Consider the following 18,515-nt stretch of genomic DNA (forward strand, 5'->3'; position numbering starts at 1 on the left):
GGTTTACTTCTTGTTCTGGTTGACGACGCCGGGCAGGCTGTCGAGTTGGGCGGTCAGGAAGGAGCTGGTGCTGTTCATTTGTGAAATCAGCGCATCCATGGCGTTGAATTGGGCGAACAGGCGCGTTTCCATCTTGCTCAGCCGCATGGCCAGCGTTTCCCGCTGATCATCAACACCGCCGGGACCGGTGAGAGTGTTCTGCAGAGCCTTGGTGCGGTTATCCAGAATGCCGCCGCTTTCGGTGAAGGGCTTGACCCTCTCTTCCAACCGTCCCATCAAGCCCTGTTCACCAGTAAAGAAGCTGCTGACCTGCTCCAGATTGTTATCCAGTGCCTTGTCCAGCTTGTCATTGTCCAGCTTCAGCTTGCCGTCGCGCTCGGTGCTGATGCCCAGATCTGCCAGGATGCGTATGCCCTCGCCGCTGGCCGGTGATCCCAACTCGCTGCGCATGGCGTTCATGAAGGAGCGTACCGATGAATCACCCACCAGAGCGGCTGTGAGGGGTTCAGAATCTCCATCGGCGATTGGCGTCACATTGGTCAGCGCATTGACGCTGTCGAGCATCTTGTTATAAGCGTCGACAAACTCGGTAATGGATTTCTTGACGCCGGCCTGGTCCACTGCCACGCCGAGATTGACGGTTTCGGCATTATCCAGCGCTTCTTGCGACTGCGCCGCCTTGAGAGTCAGTGTCACACCCTCGATGGCATCTTCAACAGTATTGCTGGCACTGCTCAGGTTGATACCGTCAATGGCGAAATTCGCATCACGGGAATAGCTGATTACTCGGGCCGCGCGGGGGTTGTCAGCATCCACAGGAGTTGGCTGAAAGTCTGCGTCAGTGCCAGACGGCGGCGCAAATGCCAGCGCGCCCAACTCACCTGTTGCGTCCGACACCGTCACGCTGATGTCATTGTCGGTACCCGATGCCGTTGAACTCAGCACCAATCGCGCACCGCCCTCACCGCTCGGGTCATTGACGATGGTCGCGCTCAGCCCCATCTCCTTGCCGGCCGCGTTGATCGCATCGCGGATACCGGTCAGGCTGTTGTTACCCTCGCCCACGTCGATATCCAGTGATTCGTCGCCGACATTGATGGTCAGGGTACCGGTACCCAGCGCATCGCTGGCGTTGTCGAACCCGGCCAGCGCGACCTTGCTGGTCTGCGCCAGGTTGAACACCTGCACGTTGTAATTGCCGGCAACCGCCTTGGAGTCGGCGGTGATACTGACAATGCCAGCTGCGCTGGAAGTGGCACTGCGCTTCTCGAACAGGGAGGCATCATTCAGCTTGCCGAGGGCATCCTGGAAGGTCGACAAGGCACTGCGAAATTGCCCCAGTGCCGAGACCTTGGAGGTGGTAGATTTTTCCAGTCGATCAAGTTGGGCGGTCTTTGGCGCAGCCTCTGCATTGAGCAGTGCCTTGACCATGCCGTTAACATCCATACCTGAGCCGATACCGGTAATTGCCATAATCCTACCCTCTACGACCGTTTATTGACGGTTCGCCGCTGAATAATGAAACCTCACACCACCTAAGCAGAAATCATGCCAGCATTCCACAGGTCAGGCCGGCGAGGACGCATACCAGGGTTTTGCGGGGCAAGCCCGCTCCTACAGCTTCGCCGCTGTCAGACCTCGCCACTGAACAATACACTGCGAATCTCTGACAAGTTCTCCGCCAGCCGCAACGCTTCCTCCGATGGCATCTGGCGGATCACATCCCCCGTGCTCGCCTCGGTCACTTTCACCACCATGCGGCCGCTGTCATCATCCACCTGGAACTGGATATTGCGTCCGGCCGCCTGTACATAATCCTGCATATCCGCCACCGCCGTCAGCACCTGCTCACGATCCGGTTCGGCCATGCTGTCATTCTTCCGCGCCTCGGTCACCGGTTGGGCGACAGCCGCAGCTGTTATCTCGTTCGTTCTGGCAGCAGGCGCGACAGCCCCTACCCCAGCCCTGTTGTTGAGCGATCCCATATCCATGGTTTTTCCTCCACACAGGACAAAGCGGGAGAAGAGTCGCCCCTTCCCCCGCCAGTCATACCGCTAACTTACCTTAGCCCAGCAGGCTGAGGACTGCTTGCGGCAGTTGGTTGGCCTGAGCCAGCATCGCAGTACCAGCCTGCTGCATGATCTGGTTCTTGGCCAGGTTGGCAGACTCGGCTGCGTAGTCGGTGTCCATGATGCGACCACGTGCGTTGGAAGCGTTTTCAGAAATGTTCTGCAGGTTGCTGATAGTCGACTCGAAGCGGTTCTGCACGGCACCGAGGTCAGCACGGGTGCTGTCTACCGAGGCAATCGCGTCGTCCAGGGCCTGGATGGCTACTTGAGCGTTTTCGACATTGAGAACATCCAGGCTGTCGAGTGTGTGTGTCTCAGGCTCAGCCTCCACCTTAGAGACAGCTGCAATCTCGTTATCAGTTGCCGCACCTACAGTAAGGCCCGCATCAGTTGCAGTCCCCCCTAAAGTGAATGCGGCGTCAGATGTCAGAACCAGTGCATCCTCGTCCGTATTCAAGGAAGCAGTAACACCAGTAGTTGCAGTATCCTCATTAATTCTATCCATCAGAGTCTGGACAGTATCGCTATCCAAGACGTCAATAGTCGTGTCCTCTCCGTCAACCGTAATGGTGAATGTAGAGGCTGCTCCTGGAGCGGTAAATGTAGTACCTGTTGCTGTATATTCAGTGCGAGCCTCGGTACCAGCACGCTCCAGACCAAGCGCCTCTACACCAAGACCATCCACTGAAAAGTCCTCGAGCGAGCTCAAGTTGATACCAACACCAGCCTCAGTCGCAGGTGTAGCATCAGGATCGGCTGCGATCTCAGCTTTAGTAGCGGTCACACCGGTACTGGCGTTGTTAATCTTATCTACGACTTTGTCAACAGTATCGCCCTCTTCAAAGTTGACGAGAGTGCCGTTCAACTTGATGCTGGTAGCGGCACTGAGCTCACCCTGCTCATTGAAACCAGTCGCAAGACCACCAGTAGCGCTAGCCAGCGTCGATGTACCAGTCAACCCCTTGGCACTCATGTCACCAATACTGAAAGACAGAGTCTCACCCGCGTTGGAACCAACCTGGAAGCTCTCACCGGTCAAAGTACCGTTCAGCAGGCTCTTACCACCAAAGGTAGTGGTTTCAGCAATACGGGTCAGCTCACCAGACAGGTTGCTGAACTCCTGGTTCAAAGCCTTGCGCTCTTCAGCAGAGTTGGAACCGTTGGAAGCCTGCAGAGCCAGGTCACGCATGCGCTGCATGATGTTGGTGGATTCTTGCAGGGCACCTTCAGCGGTCTGTGCCATGGACATACCGTCGTTGGCGTTCTTGACAGCCACGTTCAGGCCGTTGATCTGACTGGTCAGACGGTTGGAAATCTGCAGACCAGCTGCGTCATCCTTTGCGCTGTTGATGCGCGAACCGGAAGACAGACGCTCCAGCGAAGTGGACAGGGCATTGGTAGAACCACTCAGGTTGCGCTGAGCGTTCAGGGAAGCAATGTTGCTGTTTACTGTCAGGGCCATGGGTAATTCTCCAATTAGACCGAAATAATGTTTGCCTGAGCTTGCGACTCATGTGCCCATCACCTCAGGCAACCATAGTGTTCGCATTCAGTTTCTGTATCGGCGTGCTGGCGAAGAGCTTTAATCATTTTTCAAAAAACTTTTCGCGGTGCCTTGACAGGCTCAAAAGCAGCTATCGCCGATGTAGGGGTTATCGGGCGAGACGGAGAAAGCTTTAGGGTGATTGCAGGGATCAGCTACATTCCCCAGCTGGCAAATAGCACGGGACGATGCGTAGCCTCTGCTCGACCAACCACCTTTCCCGGGATTGATCTTCAGGTCTGATAAAGGGGGGGGGCCATCCAGAAGGTTTGGCTAGCGCTCGCCAGGCTGGCAAACGAGTGCCATCGATACCATCCGAAATACCTGCACCTGCTTGATGAGTATGCAGCCATAAAGCTCAAAGGGGAGCTTTCGCTCCCCTTAATGGTGTTCTTGTTGTTCTTGAGCTTTTCTTGTTCTTTTGAGCCGGTGGCATTGCCACCCTGGAACCCATCCCGGGTTGCTTAAAGCAAGCGGATTGCTTTGGATGCGCAGGAAGTTGTTCCCCCATTCTCCAAAAAAATCAGTTTGCTGCACTCGCACGTTTTGTTCTTGTTATGTGTGGAGCTGAATCTTGTTTTTGTTATTGAGTTTTGCGCTTAGCGTTATTATTTTTATTGTGATCAAATACAAAGCAGATAGCGTGCCACCTTTAGCATTCCGTTTAAAATCAATAAGTTACTAAAAATCAGCGATGCCGAAGCCAGTCCCGCATGGGGCAAGTGATACCTTTCACCCCGTTCGAGTGTTACCGCTTGCGCGAGCGGTAGCAGAAAAAGGGCCAGGTACGCTTTCCCCGGCTCAGACTACGGCGCAACCAAGCCTGCCCAGGTAACCCATTTCCAACTCCAACCGGTCGCCGGCCTGAATCGGTACCATTGGCCCCAGTGAGCCGGACAGGAGGATTTCTCCGGCCTGTACCGGGTTGCCGTCACGCGCCCGTTCTTGCACCAGCCAGCGACAGGCGTTCCAGGGGCTACCCATGCATTGGCTGGCATTGCCCTCGGCTATTGGCTTGCCGTGATTGGTCAGGGTGGCGCTCAGTTCTGCCAGGGCCTGGGGATCAGCTGGGTGGTACTGTTCTCCCAATATGAAGCCGCCCGATGACAGGTTGTCAGCGACCGCCTCGAACAATGAACGAGGGCCGCCTTGATAGGCCGAGTCACAGATTTCCAGCGCGACCGTTACCCCGGAGATCGCTTGCTGCAGGGCCGCATCAGTTATTTCCGGATCATCGATGGCAGCGGAAAACAGGAATGCCACTTCCATCTCGAGCTTGGGCAGCAGAAACTGACTGATGTCTAGCGTGCCGCCACTGATCTGCCAGCCGCTAAGCAGTATCGCAATCAACGGGCTATCCAAGCCCAGCGCTGCTTGCATGCGCGTATCGGTCAACCCGAGCTTGCTGCCGGCAATGGTCTGCCCACCGGCCAGATAGCGGGTTATCAGGTATTCACTTACTCGTTGCGCCTGATCCAGCGTCGCCAACGGATAGCGCTCGGCTAACCCGACACCGGGCTGACGTTGCCGTCGGGCCAGGTAGAGCTCATCAGCGAGAGCGTTTGGCTGGAAGTCCTCGCTCATGGCTGATCCGCCTGTTCCGGCGCCTCGCCGACGACGGTGCTACGGAACATTTCCCGGCGTGCCCCATGATAGTCCGACAATGGCAAGTGCCAGGTGCAGCGGTTGTCCCAGATCGCCAGGGTGCCTGGTGCCCAGCGCATACGGCAGGTGAAAGTCGCGGCCGAGGCCACCGAGAACAGGTAGTCGAGTATCGGCCGAGACTCCTCGGGTTTCATGCCCTCGATACCGAGGGTGTAGGCTGGGTTGGCGAACAGGACGCTGCGGCCGGTTTCCGGGTGTTTGGTTACCAGGGGATGGGAGCGCACCTCATCGTCCACCGACTCGCCGTAGAGTATGTTCATGTTTTCCAGGCCCGCATTGTGTCGGCTGTTGGGGCCATAGGCGGCCTCCGGGCTATGAACGCCACGCAGGTTGTGCAGCATCTTTTTCATCGCCGGGGACAGCCACTCGTAGGCCAGATACATATTGGCATACAGGGTGTCGCCGCCACTGGTCGGCACATCATGGCCATAGAGCAAGGTGAAGGCCGGCGGGCGTTCCTGGAAGGTCCAGTCGGTATGCCAGGCACCGCCGAAGATGACCGGCGAGCCTTCACTTGCTTCCTTGACCACGTGGACGAGATTCGGATGATCAGCCATGGTCTTGACGTAAGGCTCCTTGCCGAATTCGCCAAAGCGCTGGGTCACCGCCTCGAACTGGCCGAGACTCAGCTGTTGGTCCCGGATAAACAGAACCTGGTGATCCATCAATGCCTGGCGCAGTTCTGCCTGGCCTTCTTCTGACAGCTGATTGAGGTCAATACCCGTCACATCAGCGCCCAGTGAACCAGCCACTGGCGTTGCGGTGAAATGGTGATGATCCCGGGCTGGATTGTTGGCTGCAGTGGTATAGAAGAATTCAGGCATGGCGGCGCTCTCTTGTTGTGTTTTGGCTACAGTGCTGGAAGCTGCCGCAGCAAACCATGATAATCACCGCCATCCCATGACTTTTACTGCCATCCTGCCAGGAGCATCATATGGATTGGCGACAGCAGCGCGACAACACCAATATCAGCTACCTGTTACAGGTAGCCGCAACCGCTGGTATATCCGCCGATGCCTGCCTGGCAAATACCGGTTTGCAGCAGCAACGACTGGCTGAAGGCAGTGGATACCAGCTGTGGCAGGAATTGGCTGCCATTCGCAATCTGGTAGCGCTCCGGCCAGATCCCGGCCTCGGGATGCAGATGGGGGATTGCTATCACCTGACCTGTCTGGGGCTGCTGGGCTATGCCATGCTGTCCAGCCCCAATCTCTGGGAAGCAATCCGGATCAGCAGCCGTTTTCGCTCATTGTCGCTGGCGATCTGCCCGGTCACGCTTTCGCTCTGCGAAGAGGGAGTGTGGATGTCTCTGGATAGCAGCGTGCTGCCCGAGGATGCTCGCGACCTGGTGGTCGGGCGTGGGCTGACGGCCTGGCTGCGGCTATTCGGCGAATTGCTGCAGCGCCCCTTCATGCCTTTGCGGATATCCCTGTCTGGGTCGGAGCCGGCGCTGGCCGATCGTTACCGCGACTATTTCAGCTGCCCCATTGCGCTCGCGCAATCCCATGACGGCATGCTGATCGCTCGGCAGGATCTGGACAGCCCGCTGCCTCTTGCCAACGCCCAGACCCAGCGCAGCTGCGCGCTGCTATGCGAGCGTCTCTGCGACGGGCTGGCTGATATACAGGGCACACTGGCACGGCGGGTACTGCAACAATTGATGAGTCATTCCGGCAAGCCATGCCGTGCTGATGAGGTAGCCGTCCGTCTGGGCATGTCAGAACGCACTCTGCATCGCCGGTTGGCGGATGAGAAACAGCCGTTTCGCATGTTGCATGACCGAGTCAGACGCAATCTGGCGGAACGCCTGCTGCGTGACAGCATGCTGGGGCTGGAAAGCATCGCTCAACAGCTGGGGTATGCCGAGGCCGCCAGCTTTTCACGGGCCTTCAAGCGCTGGAATGGCATGTCCCCGGACCAGTGGCGTCGTCTCCAGGACGACGACAGCATGGTCCGAGCACTTACATAAGGGCAGCCCCGTCAGAACCGATCCACCGCAAACGGCGTCATATCAATCGCCGGCGTTTCCCCATCCATCATCTGCGCCAGCAATTCGCCGGTCGCCGGTCCCAGGGTGAAGCCCTGGTGACCATGCCCGAAGGCCAGCCACAGGCCGTCTTTGCCCGGTGCCGGGCCAATGACCGGTTTCATGTCCGGCATACAGGGACGGGCGCCTTTCCAGGGTTCGGCGTCGCGGCGTTTGCCAAGGGGGAAAAGATTGCGCGCGGCGCGTTCGGCCGCAGCGAGTTGCTTGTATTTGGGCGGTGCGTTCAGGTCGGCGAGTTCGGCGCCCGTGGTCAGGCGAATACCGGCGCGCATGGGTTCAAGCAGAAAACCACGTTCGGCATCCATGACCCAGTGATTGAGGGTAGCGCCCTGCTCGGTCGAGTAATGCATGTGATAGCCACGTTTGACGAACAGCGGGACCTTGATATCCAGCTGCGTCAGCAGGTCGCTCGACCAGGGACCGAGGGCAACCACTACCTGGTCGGCTTCGAGTGCGCCTTCGCTGGTGGTCACGTGCCAGCCGCTGCCTTCCCGGGCAACACCTTCGACACTGGCCTGCATCAGGCGCCCGCCCTGCTCGACGAAGCTGCGGGCATAGGCTTGCACCAACGCGCCGGGGTCCGACACCATCCAGGGCTGGGTCCAGTGAATAGCTCCCACCAGTTCCCTGGCAAGATGCGGTTCCGTTGCCTGCAACTGTTCAGCATTGAGCACTTCGTATTCCACACCGAAACGCTCATGGTCTTCGCGTGCCTTCGCTATTCGCTCATCCAGAGCGCCCTGGGTGCGGTACAACTCCAGCCAGCCACCTTTGCGGATCAGATCTTCGGCGCCGGCGGCTTCGATCATGGGAGCATGAGCATCCTGGCAACGCATGATCAGTGAAGCCCACTCCTTGACGATACGTTCATAGCGCGACCCGCCGGAGTTGTGCCAATACTGCAACAGGGGAACGGCAGCGCTGACCATGCCGGTGGGCCGGTAACGGATGTCCACTTCGCGGTTGGGCAGTACGCGCAACAGAGTGCCGAGATCCCGCGGGAAGGCGTAGGGGCGCACGGCCTCGCGCTGGATGATGCCAGCATTGCCGAAGGAAGTTTCACGGCCCGGCTCACGGCGATCTATCAGCGTGACGTTGTGGCCGCGACGGGCAAGGTGCCAGGCAACGGAAACGCCGACCATACCGGCGCCAAGGACGAGGGTGTTACGCGACATGAAGAACTCCTGGCTGTGGAAACAACAGATACTGGTGCTATGGGAGAGAGTCTAGCAAGGGTTTGGGTGGGTTGGGTCCTGAGGAGATGTGGACGAGCTGGTGCTCGTCCCTCCCAGGAGAAGCCCAAGGTCGGGGCTCGATAAGGGCGATCTATGCTTGCCTTACCAGGGATGCAGTTCGCCATTCCATTTGAAGAAGCTGCCGCTGCTCTCCAGTGTCAGGTTATCCACTACGGACTGGATGCCACTGGCGCTTTCCTGGGGTGTAATGTCGGCGTTGGGGCCGCCCATGTCGGTCTGAACGTAGCCGGGATGCACGGTGGCGATGCTGACGCCCTTGTCCTTGAGGTCGATGGCCAGGCTCAACATCAGTCGGTTGACCGCAGCCTTGGTGGCGCCATAGACATACATCCCGCCGTAGGGCCAGGTGGAGGCAGCGATCTGGCTGCTGACGGTCAGTGCCTTGCCCTTGGCCGCGATGAGGTTGGGCAGCAGCGCTTGTACCATTCGAAATGGGCCGATGGTCATGATTTCAAACGCCTCGCGCCAGGCGGCGAAATCCTCATCGGTGAACGGGGCCTGCGTCAAACTGTCGGTTCGGCCGCCGATAATGCCGGCGACGTTCAGTAAAACATCGACAGAAGTATTGCCCAGGGCCTGGGTGATGTTGTCGATCGATCGGCCGTCGGCCATATCAACCGGATGCAACGTCAGTTTGCCGGCAGCGCTGCTGGCGATCTGCTTGAGCTCGGTTGCCTGGTCCGGATCGCGGCAGAGTGCGTAGACGCGGTCACCGCGAGCCACATAGTTTCTGACCAGAGCGAGTCCGATACCACGGTTGGCACCGGTAATGACGATATTGGCCATTGCCTGTTCTCCTTGATGAAAAGGGATGAGTGACGATGCCAGAGTCTGACCAAAGTAGCCAGACTGAGCATGCTGAAACAAGCAGGGCAGAGCCTTTCGCCCTGCCCTGCTTGCACAGCTTTGCCTCCCGGCCCCCGATCGAATCACACCGGGGCACCGGTTATCGCCTTGTTACTACGGGCAATCGCCCAGATTGGCCTGGATGATGGCCAGATCCTGCCCATCAGTCAGGCCGTCATGGTTGAAGTCGTACATGCTGGACTTGCCCCATTCCGCACTGAGCTGCTGATAGTTGTCGATATCAGTCTGATCGACCACACCATCACCATTGCCATCGCCCGGACAGGCTTTGTGCGAGCTCAGCAACAGATCGAGTTGGTATTCCAGCTCTTCGAAGTTTTCCCGCTCGATGGCCGTTAGCGAACCTTCCAGGAGATCTGTTCCGTCGGCATCCAGAGTGGCTTGCGGCGCCGCCTGGTCGATACGGTAGAACTCCTCGGTTGCTATCCTCTTGCTTCCATCCGTGAGGGGGTCGTAGTCCAGCCCCAGGTTGCGCACCAGCTTGAACTCATCATTGCGCATGGCCATGTACTCGGTGGCTGCCATATCGATCTTGTTCTGCTCATAGTCGGCTGGGCTGTCTTCATGGATTGCCTGGTTGACCTGCCAGCAGTGTTCCACCTCCTTGAGAACGCCATCCACTCCAACGTCAGCCTCCGCCCCCCACCAGATCCCGCCGTTGTCTCCGCAAACGGATTTGGTGGTGGGTGTGTGGGAGCAGAGCGCGCCGTTGAACACGCAGGGCCCGTTCACACCATCATTGGCCTGGATATTCAGCCCGCCATGGGCAAAGTTGAGCTCGCGCACACTGCCTTGGCTTGGGTTGCTCAGGTAGGAGAACATTTCTTCGGCATCATTGCCCTGGGGGGCTACCTCGGCCAGATCTACCCCTGCTACGTCCGCAAACAACTGGAACAGGTCAACGGCGTTAACCATGTGCTCCACGTTGCGGCTGGGTTGCTCGACCATGGGCCCGGACACCACCAGCGGCACCCACACACCGGTCTGGTACGCGGTACCCTTGGCGCGCTGCGGGTCGAAGCCTTCCTTGACTGTAAGCGGAAAGGAGCCGTTGTCGCCAACCACAACCACCATGACGTCAGTAGCTTGCGGATCATAGTTCAGGCTGCCGTCATTGGCTCGGGTAGCGATACCGGTTTCCACCAGCAGGCGTCCCAGCTCGGTGTCCAGCGATTCAATCATCGTGTCGGTGATGTTCTTCTGATTGAGTGGTGCACCGGCCGTACAGTCAGCGCTCAGAATCTGCGTAGCACCGGAGGGCACCAGAGCGGCGGGAGCATGCTGCAGCGGAGTGTGCGCCGAGCTGAAACTCACGGTGGCCATCCATGGGGTATCGTCACTGCGTGTGTTGATCCAGTCGATAGCCGAATCGACCTCGATAGTTGCACGATAGCCTCTGGAACGAGGATCAGCCAGACTAACCTCCTCCACCTCGCCATCCCAGTTGATCAGCAGCGGGGAGACATAGTGGCCGTTTTCCTGATCGAACTTCACATAGCTTGGCTGCCCATCCTGACAGGTAGCATCCGGCACCAGCACCCCGCCTTGAGTCAGGCACTGCAAACCGGCCGGCTCACCGAAGCTGTTGACACCGGCGATGTCGCTGCAGCTGGCACTGCCACCCGGATTAGGCACGAAGCAAGCTCCCCCATAAGCACCACCCGGATCGTCTTCACCGGGTACGAAGCCACAGGAGTAATCGCCTTCGTCACCGACACCACCGGCAGTGGTGTCGATCGAACCCGGCAGTCCACCCCACCCATAGAAGTATTCCCAGCCCAGGGCGGCAGGTGCACTGTTCTCGGCCGGGTTGTTCTCCGGACCGCCCAAATGAAACTTGCCGAACATGCCACTCTCATAACCGGCGGTGGCCAGTACTTTGGCAATGGTCATGTCCCAGGGTGAGACATGGGAGTTGGATAGATCACTTGGCCCGATGGCCTGCAGCACATCGGTGCGCATCGGATAGAGGCCAGTCATGAAGTCGACCGGCTCGGTGAGCATTCAGGCATTGCCCAGGCATTACGGAAACGTATGCCGCTATCGGCAATGGCGTCGATGGATGGGACCGCTGGCGGCTTGTTACCGCCATAGCCGAAGGATTCCATCTGGTCGATACCGACGTCATCCATGATGACGAACAGGATATTCGGCGGCTGATCGGCTGCCGGTGGATCATTGGATGATGAAGAGCTGCTGTCACTGTCGAGCCAACAGGACGCCAGCGACATCGAAGCAACCAGCAACGCACCTTGACGTAAAAGTCTGAACTGCATGGCATATCCCTCTCTTGCTTTTTTTATCGGTCAGAGGCCCGACTGTCACAGCAGCGGGTCACCGGGGTTTTGTGCAGCCAGCTCCGTCAACAGCGAGTCTGCCTCCACTTGATTACCTGCGGAACGCAGATAACTGATCAAGGCTTGCCGGGCTCTGCGATTGGTCGGCTGCGCCTGCACCTGGCTGTGCAACAGCTCCAGCGCGGCGTCTACCTGGCCATTGCCATGCAGGGCGACGGCCAATACATAGCCGTACTCGGCCTGCTCCGGTGCCAGTTCATGGGCACGTTGCAGGGCCCGCAACGCTTGCCCATATTCGCTCTGGCGCACCAGCGCCAAACCGTAGGCATGCTGCAGAGAGGGGTCCTGGGGATACTGTTCGGTGCCTTCACGCAGCAGGCTCATCCCGCCTGCGGGGTCGCCGGCGGCTTGCTCGTGCCATTGCGCCAGCATGATCCGTGCGGGATGGAAGGTCGGATCCTGGCGCAGCGCCTGCTGCAGCGCTGGCTCAACCTCCGCCAGGCGCCCGGTCAGTTGATAGACGCCAGCCAGATTGAACTGAGATTCGGCCCGTTCGAGCATGCTGCGCTGGCTCTGCTCGTATTCGCTGATCAGTTGCCGCAACACCTGCGGCTCGACGTTGGATTCGGCAGCCAATTGCAATAACTGCCAGGCGGCCTCCAACCGGACCGCCCGCACCGGGTCATCCAGCAGGCTGGTCAACAAGCTGATCTGCTGGTTTGGCGCGACCAACGAGCCGAGCAGCCCAGCGGCGGTGTGGCGCACCTGCGGGGAAGGTGAACTCAACGCTTCGACTACGGCACGCTGGGCAGCGGCTGATGGATAGTTGGGCAGCTCGCTGAGCAGGGTGGCACGGCGGATATCCGCCAGATCGGTGCGCTCCAGTTGCCGCGTCAACGCCTGCGCGGCGCCCTTCCCCCCTTGCCGGACCGCATGCAGGTCCCGGGCGTAACCGCCATCTCGGGGTTGGGCATCGGCGTACCACTGGCCAAAGACTGCGACGATCTGATCTTCAGCTTGTTGATGGCAGCCGAGGCAGGCGTCTGAATGCCCCAACTGGCGCGCCTGTTGCGGATTTGGCGAAGTGAAGCTGTGGTCATGGCGCAGGTCATTGGTCATGTACAGCTTGCCGGGCATATGGCAACTGACGCACTGGCTACCCTGCGACCCGACAGCGTGGTGGTGATGGGAAGGATGATCATAGTTCTTTGCCTGCAATCCGCTGGCGTCGATTCCGGCCCTCGTTGCCTTGCCGGTCGGGTTATGGCACTGGGTGCAGACGGCATTGGCCGGCGCCCGCAACTCGGCGCTATGGGGGTTGTGGCAATCCGAGCAGACTACCCCAGCAGCGTGCATACGGCTTTGCTGAAAGGAGCCGTACTCGAACACTTCATCCCGGATCTTGCCGTCAACCTCATAGAGGTCGGCGCTGAGGATCACCGGCAGGTAATCATCCAGCAGTTGGTTGCCATGGCTGTAGCCATTATCCAGCGGCATGCGGCGACTATGGCAGCGGGCGCAGGTTTCAGGCTCGCTGACGGTACCCATCAAGTTCGCCTCGAAGCCCTTCCCAGCCGCAGCTTTATTTTCACTTTCCGCCCATTGCAGGTGACCCGAAGCCGGGCCATGACAACTCTGGCACCCCACACCCAACGCCTGCCACTGGCTGGAATAGGTATTGGCTACCGGGTCGTAATCGCGCTGGAAGCCGGTAGTGTGGCATTCGACACACATGAAGTCGGCGTTCTGCTGCGCCCCACTCCAGTGCAACCGGTGCTGATGATCCACTGCCTCGCCATCGTACAGATGAAACCAGCGCTGCTCTGGCACATCCCAGGCAGCGCCATGGGACTGCAGGCTGCCATCGGTCAGTTGCAGGAGATACTGCTGTAACGGCTCCAAGCCGAAGGTATAGGCCACCTGATAGTCAGCTGGTTTGCCATCAGCGCCTGGGGTGTTTATCCAGAAACCACCGTCACGGCGGAAAAAGCGGCTGGTTTCAGCATCGCTGGTCAAGGATTGCTGATCGAAGTTGCCCAGCACGGTCTCTTCAGTGGCCGGTTGCATGGCCAATTGATGATGAGAATTCAGCCAGTCGGTAGTCTGCTCGGCATGGCAACTCTGGCAACTGGCCTCATCCACCCATTCCTGAGCTGCCGGCAAGGCGGCAGACGGCGATCCATCGAGAGCCGGAGCTAACTCCGCAGGACCAAATAGAATAAAAGGTGCCAGCAGCCACAGACGTCTTCTGATCATGGCTCATCAAAACTCTTTGTTGTTATTCGGCATCGTGACCAATGCAGGGGAGGCTCTGAAAAGGACTGCAATTCACGCAGTCCCGCCTCGTCTTGGGAAGGAGTCTAGCCCATAACTTCCCTGCCACCAAGCAGAATTAGAGTTTTTACTCCACGAAAAGAATAACGTCTGATTTCCTTTCCCGCGTTACTCCCCCCAGCGCTTGAGCAATGTCTGCTCGATACCCAGCTGATTGAGTATCCGCGCCACCACAAAATCGATCAGATCATCGATGGATTGTGGCTGATGGTAGAAGCCGGGGCTGGCTGGGAGGATCACCGCACCCATGCGGCTCAGCGTGAGCATGTTTTCCAGGTGGATGGTCGAATATGGACTTTCGCGGGGGACCAGAATCAGTTGCCGGCGCTCCTTGAGGGCAACGTCGGCAGCACGCTCGATCAGGTTATTGCTGGCGCCGGTCGCGATCGCCGACAGGGTCCCGGTGCTGCACGGACAGACGACCATGGCCGAGGGGGCGCCGGAGCCGGAAGCGACAGGCGACATCCAGTCCTGCTTGCCGTAAACGCGGATCTGCCCCGGCTTGGCCTGATAGCGCTCGGTAAGAAACTGCTCCAGCGCCTGGGGCTTGGGCGGCAGTTGCAGCTCGGTTTCGGTGGCGACCACCAGTTGCGCGGCCCGGGAGATCAGGAACAACACCTGCACCTCAGCCTGCACCAGGCATTCCAATAACCGCAGGGCATATTGCGCGCCGGACGCGCCGGTCACCGCCAGGGTAACGCGCCGCTCAGCCATGTCTGATCTCCAGTGCGCGCTTCATCTTCTGGTGGATACCACCGAAGCCGCCATTGCTCATGATGACAATACGGGTGCCCGGCGCAGCCTTGGTTACCACCTGATCGATAATGGCATCAATATCCGTTGCCACCTGGGCCGGTACCGGGCTTTGCTCGACGACCGAATCCAGCGACCAGTCCAGCCCAGCCGGCTGATACCAGATCACTTCGCTGGCGCCCCGCACACTGGCCGGCAAGGCAGCCATGTGACTGCCCAGGCGCATGGTGTTGGAGCGTGGCTCGATTACCGCGATAAGTTGCTGCTCACCGATCTGCGCACGCAACCCAGCCAGGGTGGTGGCGATCGCGGTGGGATGATGGGCAAAATCGTCGTACAGGATGATATCGTTGATTTCGATGAGTTTTTCCATCCGCCGCTTGGGGCTGGCGAAGCCGGCCAGTGCGGCGATGCCCTGCTGCGGCGTGACGCCGACATGCCGCGCTGCGGCCAAGGCGGTCAGCGCGTTGGCGACGCTATGCGCGCCGGTCTGGCTCCACTCGGCCACGCCCTGCAGCTCACCGTCCAGCCAGACTTCAAAACGCGAACCGTCCTCGGCCAGCAGGCGCGCCTGCCAGTTGCACCCTCCCCGGTGGTCTGACAGGGCGTCCAGCAACCCATGTCGATAACCCGCTGCAGCGCCGATTCCTGTTGCGGATAGATGATCAGGCCACTGGCAGGCACGGTGCGGACCAGATGGTGGAACTGGCGTTCGATCGCCGCCAGGTCCGGAAAAATGTCGGCGTGATCGAATTCGAGGTTGTTGAGAATAGCGGTACGCGGGCGGTAGTGGACGAACTTGGAGCGCTTGTCGAAAAAGGCGCTGTCGTACTCATCGGCCTCGACCACGAAGAACGGCGTGTCGCCCAGCCGCGCAGAGATGCCGAAGTTCTGCGGCACGCCGCCAATCAGGAAGCCCGGCGCCATGCCGGCGTCTTCCAGAAGCCAGGCCAGCAGGCTGGAGGTAGTGGTCTTGCCATGGGTGCCGGCCACGGCCAGTACCCAGCGATCCTGAAGCACGTGCCGCGCCAGCCATTCGGGCCCGGAGACGTAGGGTATGCCCTTATCCAGTACATGCTCCACCGCGGGGTTACCGCGGGACAGGGCGTTACCGATGATCACCAGGTCCGGTGCAGGGTCCAGATGTTCCGGCGAATAGCCTTCCATCAACTGAATGCCCTGGGCTTCAAGCTGGGTACTCATTGGCGGATAGACGTTGGCATCGGAACCACTGACCTGGTGTCCCAGGTCCCGCGCCAGCAGCGCCAGCGACCCCATGAAGGTACCGCAGATACCAAGAATGTGCAGATGCATCAGCCAACCCTGTAATCAATCCGTCAAGGGGCCGATACTACCATGCAGCTGGGTAGGTCCCAACGGCTTCCCCCTTTCGTCTTCCGGACAGCCAACCATGCAAAGCATCGCTCATTCAGCTATTATGCGCGCCATTCTTCACCCGACTATTGTTCTGCCGTCAGTGCAACCGTTCCGCTGGTCCGGTTGTCGTATCTGACATCAGCCCACACATCATGGAGTCAGCATGACCGTCAAGAATGCCTTTTATGCTCAATCAGGCGGTGTCACCGCAGTCATCAACGCCTCGGCCGCCGGGGTGATTGAAACTGCGCGTCAGCACCCGGACCGTATCGGCAAAGTCTATGCGGGTCGCAATGGCATTATTGGCGCTCTCACCGAGGACCTGATCGACACCAGCCTCGAATCTGCCGAGAACATTGCTGCGCTGCGCCATACCCCTTCCGGTGCCTTCGGCTCCTGCCGCTACAAGCTCAAGAGCCTCGAAGCCAACCGCGCCGAATACGAGCGCCTGATCGAAGTGTTCAAGGCCCACGATATCGGTTACTTCTTCTATAACGGTGGTGGTGATTCCGCCGATACCTGCCTGAAGGTATCGCAGCTGGCCGAAACCATGGGTTATCCGATCCAGGCCATTCATGTGCCGAAGACCGTGGACAACGACCTGCCGATCACCGATTGCTGCCCCGGCTTTGGCTCGGTCGCCAAGTACGTCGCCACATCCATCCGCGAAGCCGGCTACGATGTCGCCTCCATGTCCGCCACCTCCACCAAGGTCTTCATTCTTGAAGTCATGGGCCGCCATGCGGGCTGGATCACCGCCGCCTGCGGTCTGGCCAGCGAAGCCGAAGGCGAGGCGCCGCACATCCTGCTGTTCCCCGAGCTCGAGTTCGATGAGGCGGCCTTCCTGGCCCGCGTCGATGAGTGCGTGAAGACCCACGGCTATTGCGTGATCGGTGTTTCCGAAGGCATCAAGAACAAAGCCGGCAAGTTCCTCTCCGAATCCGGCCTGACCGACGCCTTCGGTCACGCCCAATTGGGCGGCGTAGCGCCGACCATCGCCAACCTGGTACGCGACAAGCTTGGCTACAAGTACCACTGGGCCGTGGCTGACTACCTGCAGCGCGCCGCGCGCCACATCGCCTCCAAGGTCGATGTGGACCAGGCCTACGCCCTCGGTCAGGCTGCGGTACGCGTCGCCCTGGAAGGCAAGAACGCCATCATGCCGGCGATCCGTCGCCTGGAAGACGCACCGTACAGCTGGGACATCATCGAAGCGCCGCTCAAGGATGTGGCCAACGTCGAGAAGTTCATGCCGCGCGATTTCATTACCGATGACGGCTTCCACATCACTGATGCCTGCCGTCAGTATCTGTCGCCGCTGATCCAGGGCGAGGATATCCCGCCGTTCAAGAACGGCCTGCCTGACTATGTACGGCTGCAGAACCTGCCGGTCGAACGCAAGCTGGCACCGTTCAAAGTCTGAACCGGCTCAGCCCCGCCGCGCTTTTCAGCGCGTCGGGGCGAACCCGACTCAGCGTGCGCCATAGGTTTCACTTGGTAAAGATGACGCGAACGCCTATAATCTCCGCCCATATTTTTCCTGGTGTCGCCGGCAATGGCGGACACCGTTCCCATTTCAACATGCCCCGCATCAGGTAACCCATGAGCTACGACCAGATCCCAGCCGGCAAAGACATCCCCAACGATATCTACGTCGCCATCGAAATTCCGGCCAACCATGCGCCCATCAAGTACGAGATCGACAAGGACAGCAACGCCCTGTTCGTCGACCGTTTCATGGCGACCCCGATGTTCTACCCGGCCAACTACGGTTTCATTCCGAACACCCTGGCTGACGACGGCGACCCGCTGGACGTGCTGGTAGTCACCCCACACCCGGTTGCTCCAGGCTCGGTCATCCGCTGCCGCCCGGTGGGCGTACTGCACATGACTGACGATGGCGGCGGCGATGCCAAGCTGGTTGCCGTACCCCATGACAAGCTGAGCGTTCTGTACAAGGACGTGAAGGAATACACCGACCTGCCCGAACTGCTGATCCAGCAGATCCAGCATTTCTTCGAGAACTACAAGGATCTGGAAGCCGGCAAGTGGGTCAAGATCGACCGCTGGGGCAACGCTGACGAAGCCCGTGCGGAAATTGTAAAGGCAGTAGACGCTTACCAAAAATAAGCGTTTTGCCGAATAGGAGCCCGGCCACAAGCCGGGCTTTTTTATGTATGCAATTCAAGACTAAAGAATGAGCCCCTGTCGCGGTCAACGCTACCGCAGACGCCGCGGATAGGCGAAGATAGCTTCCCTGTTTTTGGTCCGTACCGCACAGGTAGCGGTTTATCTCCCACAAGAATC

Annotated in this window: 14 protein-coding genes and 1 pseudogene; 3 read left to right on the top strand and 12 right to left on the bottom strand. The window is 59.2% G+C overall.

The genetic code is table 11. The annotated features are described in order from the left end of the window. Window positions 1–3: 3 nt before the first annotated feature. The 5 genes from fliD to QAO71_RS11225 form a co-directional block, all read right to left on the bottom strand. The gene (gene fliD / locus QAO71_RS11205) at window positions 4–1,473 is read right to left on the bottom strand and encodes a flagellar filament capping protein FliD (RefSeq protein WP_280164444.1); all 1,470 of its coding nucleotides are present in this window, start codon (window positions 1,471–1,473) and stop codon (window positions 4–6) included. A 158-nt stretch (window positions 1,474–1,631) separates the two neighbouring features. Continuing rightward, entirely contained in the window at window positions 1,632–1,991 is a 360-nt protein-coding gene (locus tag QAO71_RS11210) for a flagellar protein FlaG (protein ID WP_280164445.1), read from the bottom strand. Between the two features lie 73 nt (window positions 1,992–2,064). Then, window positions 2,065–3,531 carry a flagellin gene (locus QAO71_RS11215; RefSeq protein WP_280164446.1) on the bottom strand — a complete coding sequence of 489 codons (1,467 nt, stop codon included), beginning with the start codon at window positions 3,529–3,531 and terminating at the stop codon, window positions 2,065–2,067. A gap of 882 nt (window positions 3,532–4,413) precedes the next feature. After that, window positions 4,414–5,196, bottom strand: coding sequence for a fumarylacetoacetate hydrolase family protein (locus tag QAO71_RS11220; RefSeq protein ID WP_280164447.1), 783 nt, complete (start codon window positions 5,194–5,196; stop codon window positions 4,414–4,416). Next, window positions 5,193–6,101, bottom strand: coding sequence for a TauD/TfdA family dioxygenase (locus QAO71_RS11225; RefSeq protein ID WP_280164448.1), 909 nt, complete (start codon window positions 6,099–6,101; stop codon window positions 5,193–5,195). The genes QAO71_RS11220 and QAO71_RS11225 overlap by 4 nt, the downstream gene beginning before the upstream one ends. Window positions 6,102–6,211: 110 nt before the next feature. Between QAO71_RS11225 and QAO71_RS11230 the strand changes: the two genes are divergently transcribed. Continuing rightward, a complete protein-coding gene (locus QAO71_RS11230; protein ID WP_280164449.1) occupies window positions 6,212–7,246 on the top strand; it encodes an AraC family transcriptional regulator in 1,035 nt (344 codons plus the stop codon). 11 nt (window positions 7,247–7,257) lie between these two features. Here the strand turns inward: QAO71_RS11230 and QAO71_RS11235 are convergent, their stop codons facing one another. The 7 genes and pseudogenes from QAO71_RS11235 to mpl all read right to left on the bottom strand — a co-directional run bounded on the left by QAO71_RS11235 (window position 7,258) and on the right by mpl (window position 16,145). After that, window positions 7,258–8,499, bottom strand: a complete 1,242-nt coding sequence (locus QAO71_RS11235) for an FAD-dependent oxidoreductase (protein WP_036988758.1) — start codon at window positions 8,497–8,499, stop codon at window positions 7,258–7,260. A 162-nt stretch (window positions 8,500–8,661) separates the two neighbouring features. Further along, on the bottom strand, window positions 8,662–9,366 hold the full coding sequence (locus tag QAO71_RS11240) for an SDR family oxidoreductase (RefSeq protein ID WP_280164450.1): 705 nt from the start codon (window positions 9,364–9,366) through the stop codon (window positions 8,662–8,664). Between the two features lie 174 nt (window positions 9,367–9,540). Continuing rightward, window positions 9,541–11,427: a sulfatase-like hydrolase/transferase gene (locus QAO71_RS11245; RefSeq protein ID WP_348273394.1), complete on the bottom strand. Its 1,887-nt coding sequence runs from the start codon at window positions 11,425–11,427 to the stop codon at window positions 9,541–9,543. After that, complete coding sequence (locus tag QAO71_RS18005; RefSeq protein ID WP_348273395.1) at window positions 11,424–11,723, bottom strand: sulfatase-like hydrolase/transferase; 300 nt, start codon at window positions 11,721–11,723, stop codon at window positions 11,424–11,426. The genes QAO71_RS11245 and QAO71_RS18005 overlap by 4 nt, the downstream gene beginning before the upstream one ends. 45 nt (window positions 11,724–11,768) lie before the next feature. Beyond that, window positions 11,769–14,000, bottom strand: a complete 2,232-nt coding sequence (locus QAO71_RS11250; protein ID WP_280164451.1) for a tetratricopeptide repeat protein — start codon at window positions 13,998–14,000, stop codon at window positions 11,769–11,771. 186 nt (window positions 14,001–14,186) lie between these two features. Next, the gene (locus QAO71_RS11255; protein WP_280164452.1) at window positions 14,187–14,792 is read right to left on the bottom strand and encodes a flavin prenyltransferase UbiX; all 606 of its coding nucleotides are present in this window, start codon (window positions 14,790–14,792) and stop codon (window positions 14,187–14,189) included. Beyond that, window positions 14,785–16,145: pseudogene (mpl, locus tag QAO71_RS11260) on the bottom strand (UDP-N-acetylmuramate:L-alanyl-gamma-D-glutamyl-meso-diaminopimelate ligase). Before mpl ends, QAO71_RS11255 begins: the two are co-directional and overlap by 8 nt. A 226-nt stretch (window positions 16,146–16,371) precedes the next feature. Between mpl and QAO71_RS11265 the strand changes: the two are divergent. Continuing rightward, the gene (locus QAO71_RS11265; RefSeq protein WP_280164453.1) at window positions 16,372–17,631 is read left to right on the top strand and encodes a 6-phosphofructokinase; all 1,260 of its coding nucleotides are present in this window, start codon (window positions 16,372–16,374) and stop codon (window positions 17,629–17,631) included. 179 nt (window positions 17,632–17,810) lie between these two features. Continuing rightward, window positions 17,811–18,338 carry an inorganic diphosphatase gene (gene ppa / locus QAO71_RS11270; RefSeq protein ID WP_036988749.1) on the top strand — a complete coding sequence of 176 codons (528 nt, stop codon included), beginning with the start codon at window positions 17,811–17,813 and terminating at the stop codon, window positions 18,336–18,338. Window positions 18,339–18,515: the final 177 nt, after the last annotated feature.

It is taken from the genome of Halopseudomonas sp. SMJS2, assembly GCF_029866945.1.
Taxonomy (GTDB): domain Bacteria; phylum Pseudomonadota; class Gammaproteobacteria; order Pseudomonadales; family Pseudomonadaceae; genus Halopseudomonas; species Halopseudomonas bauzanensis.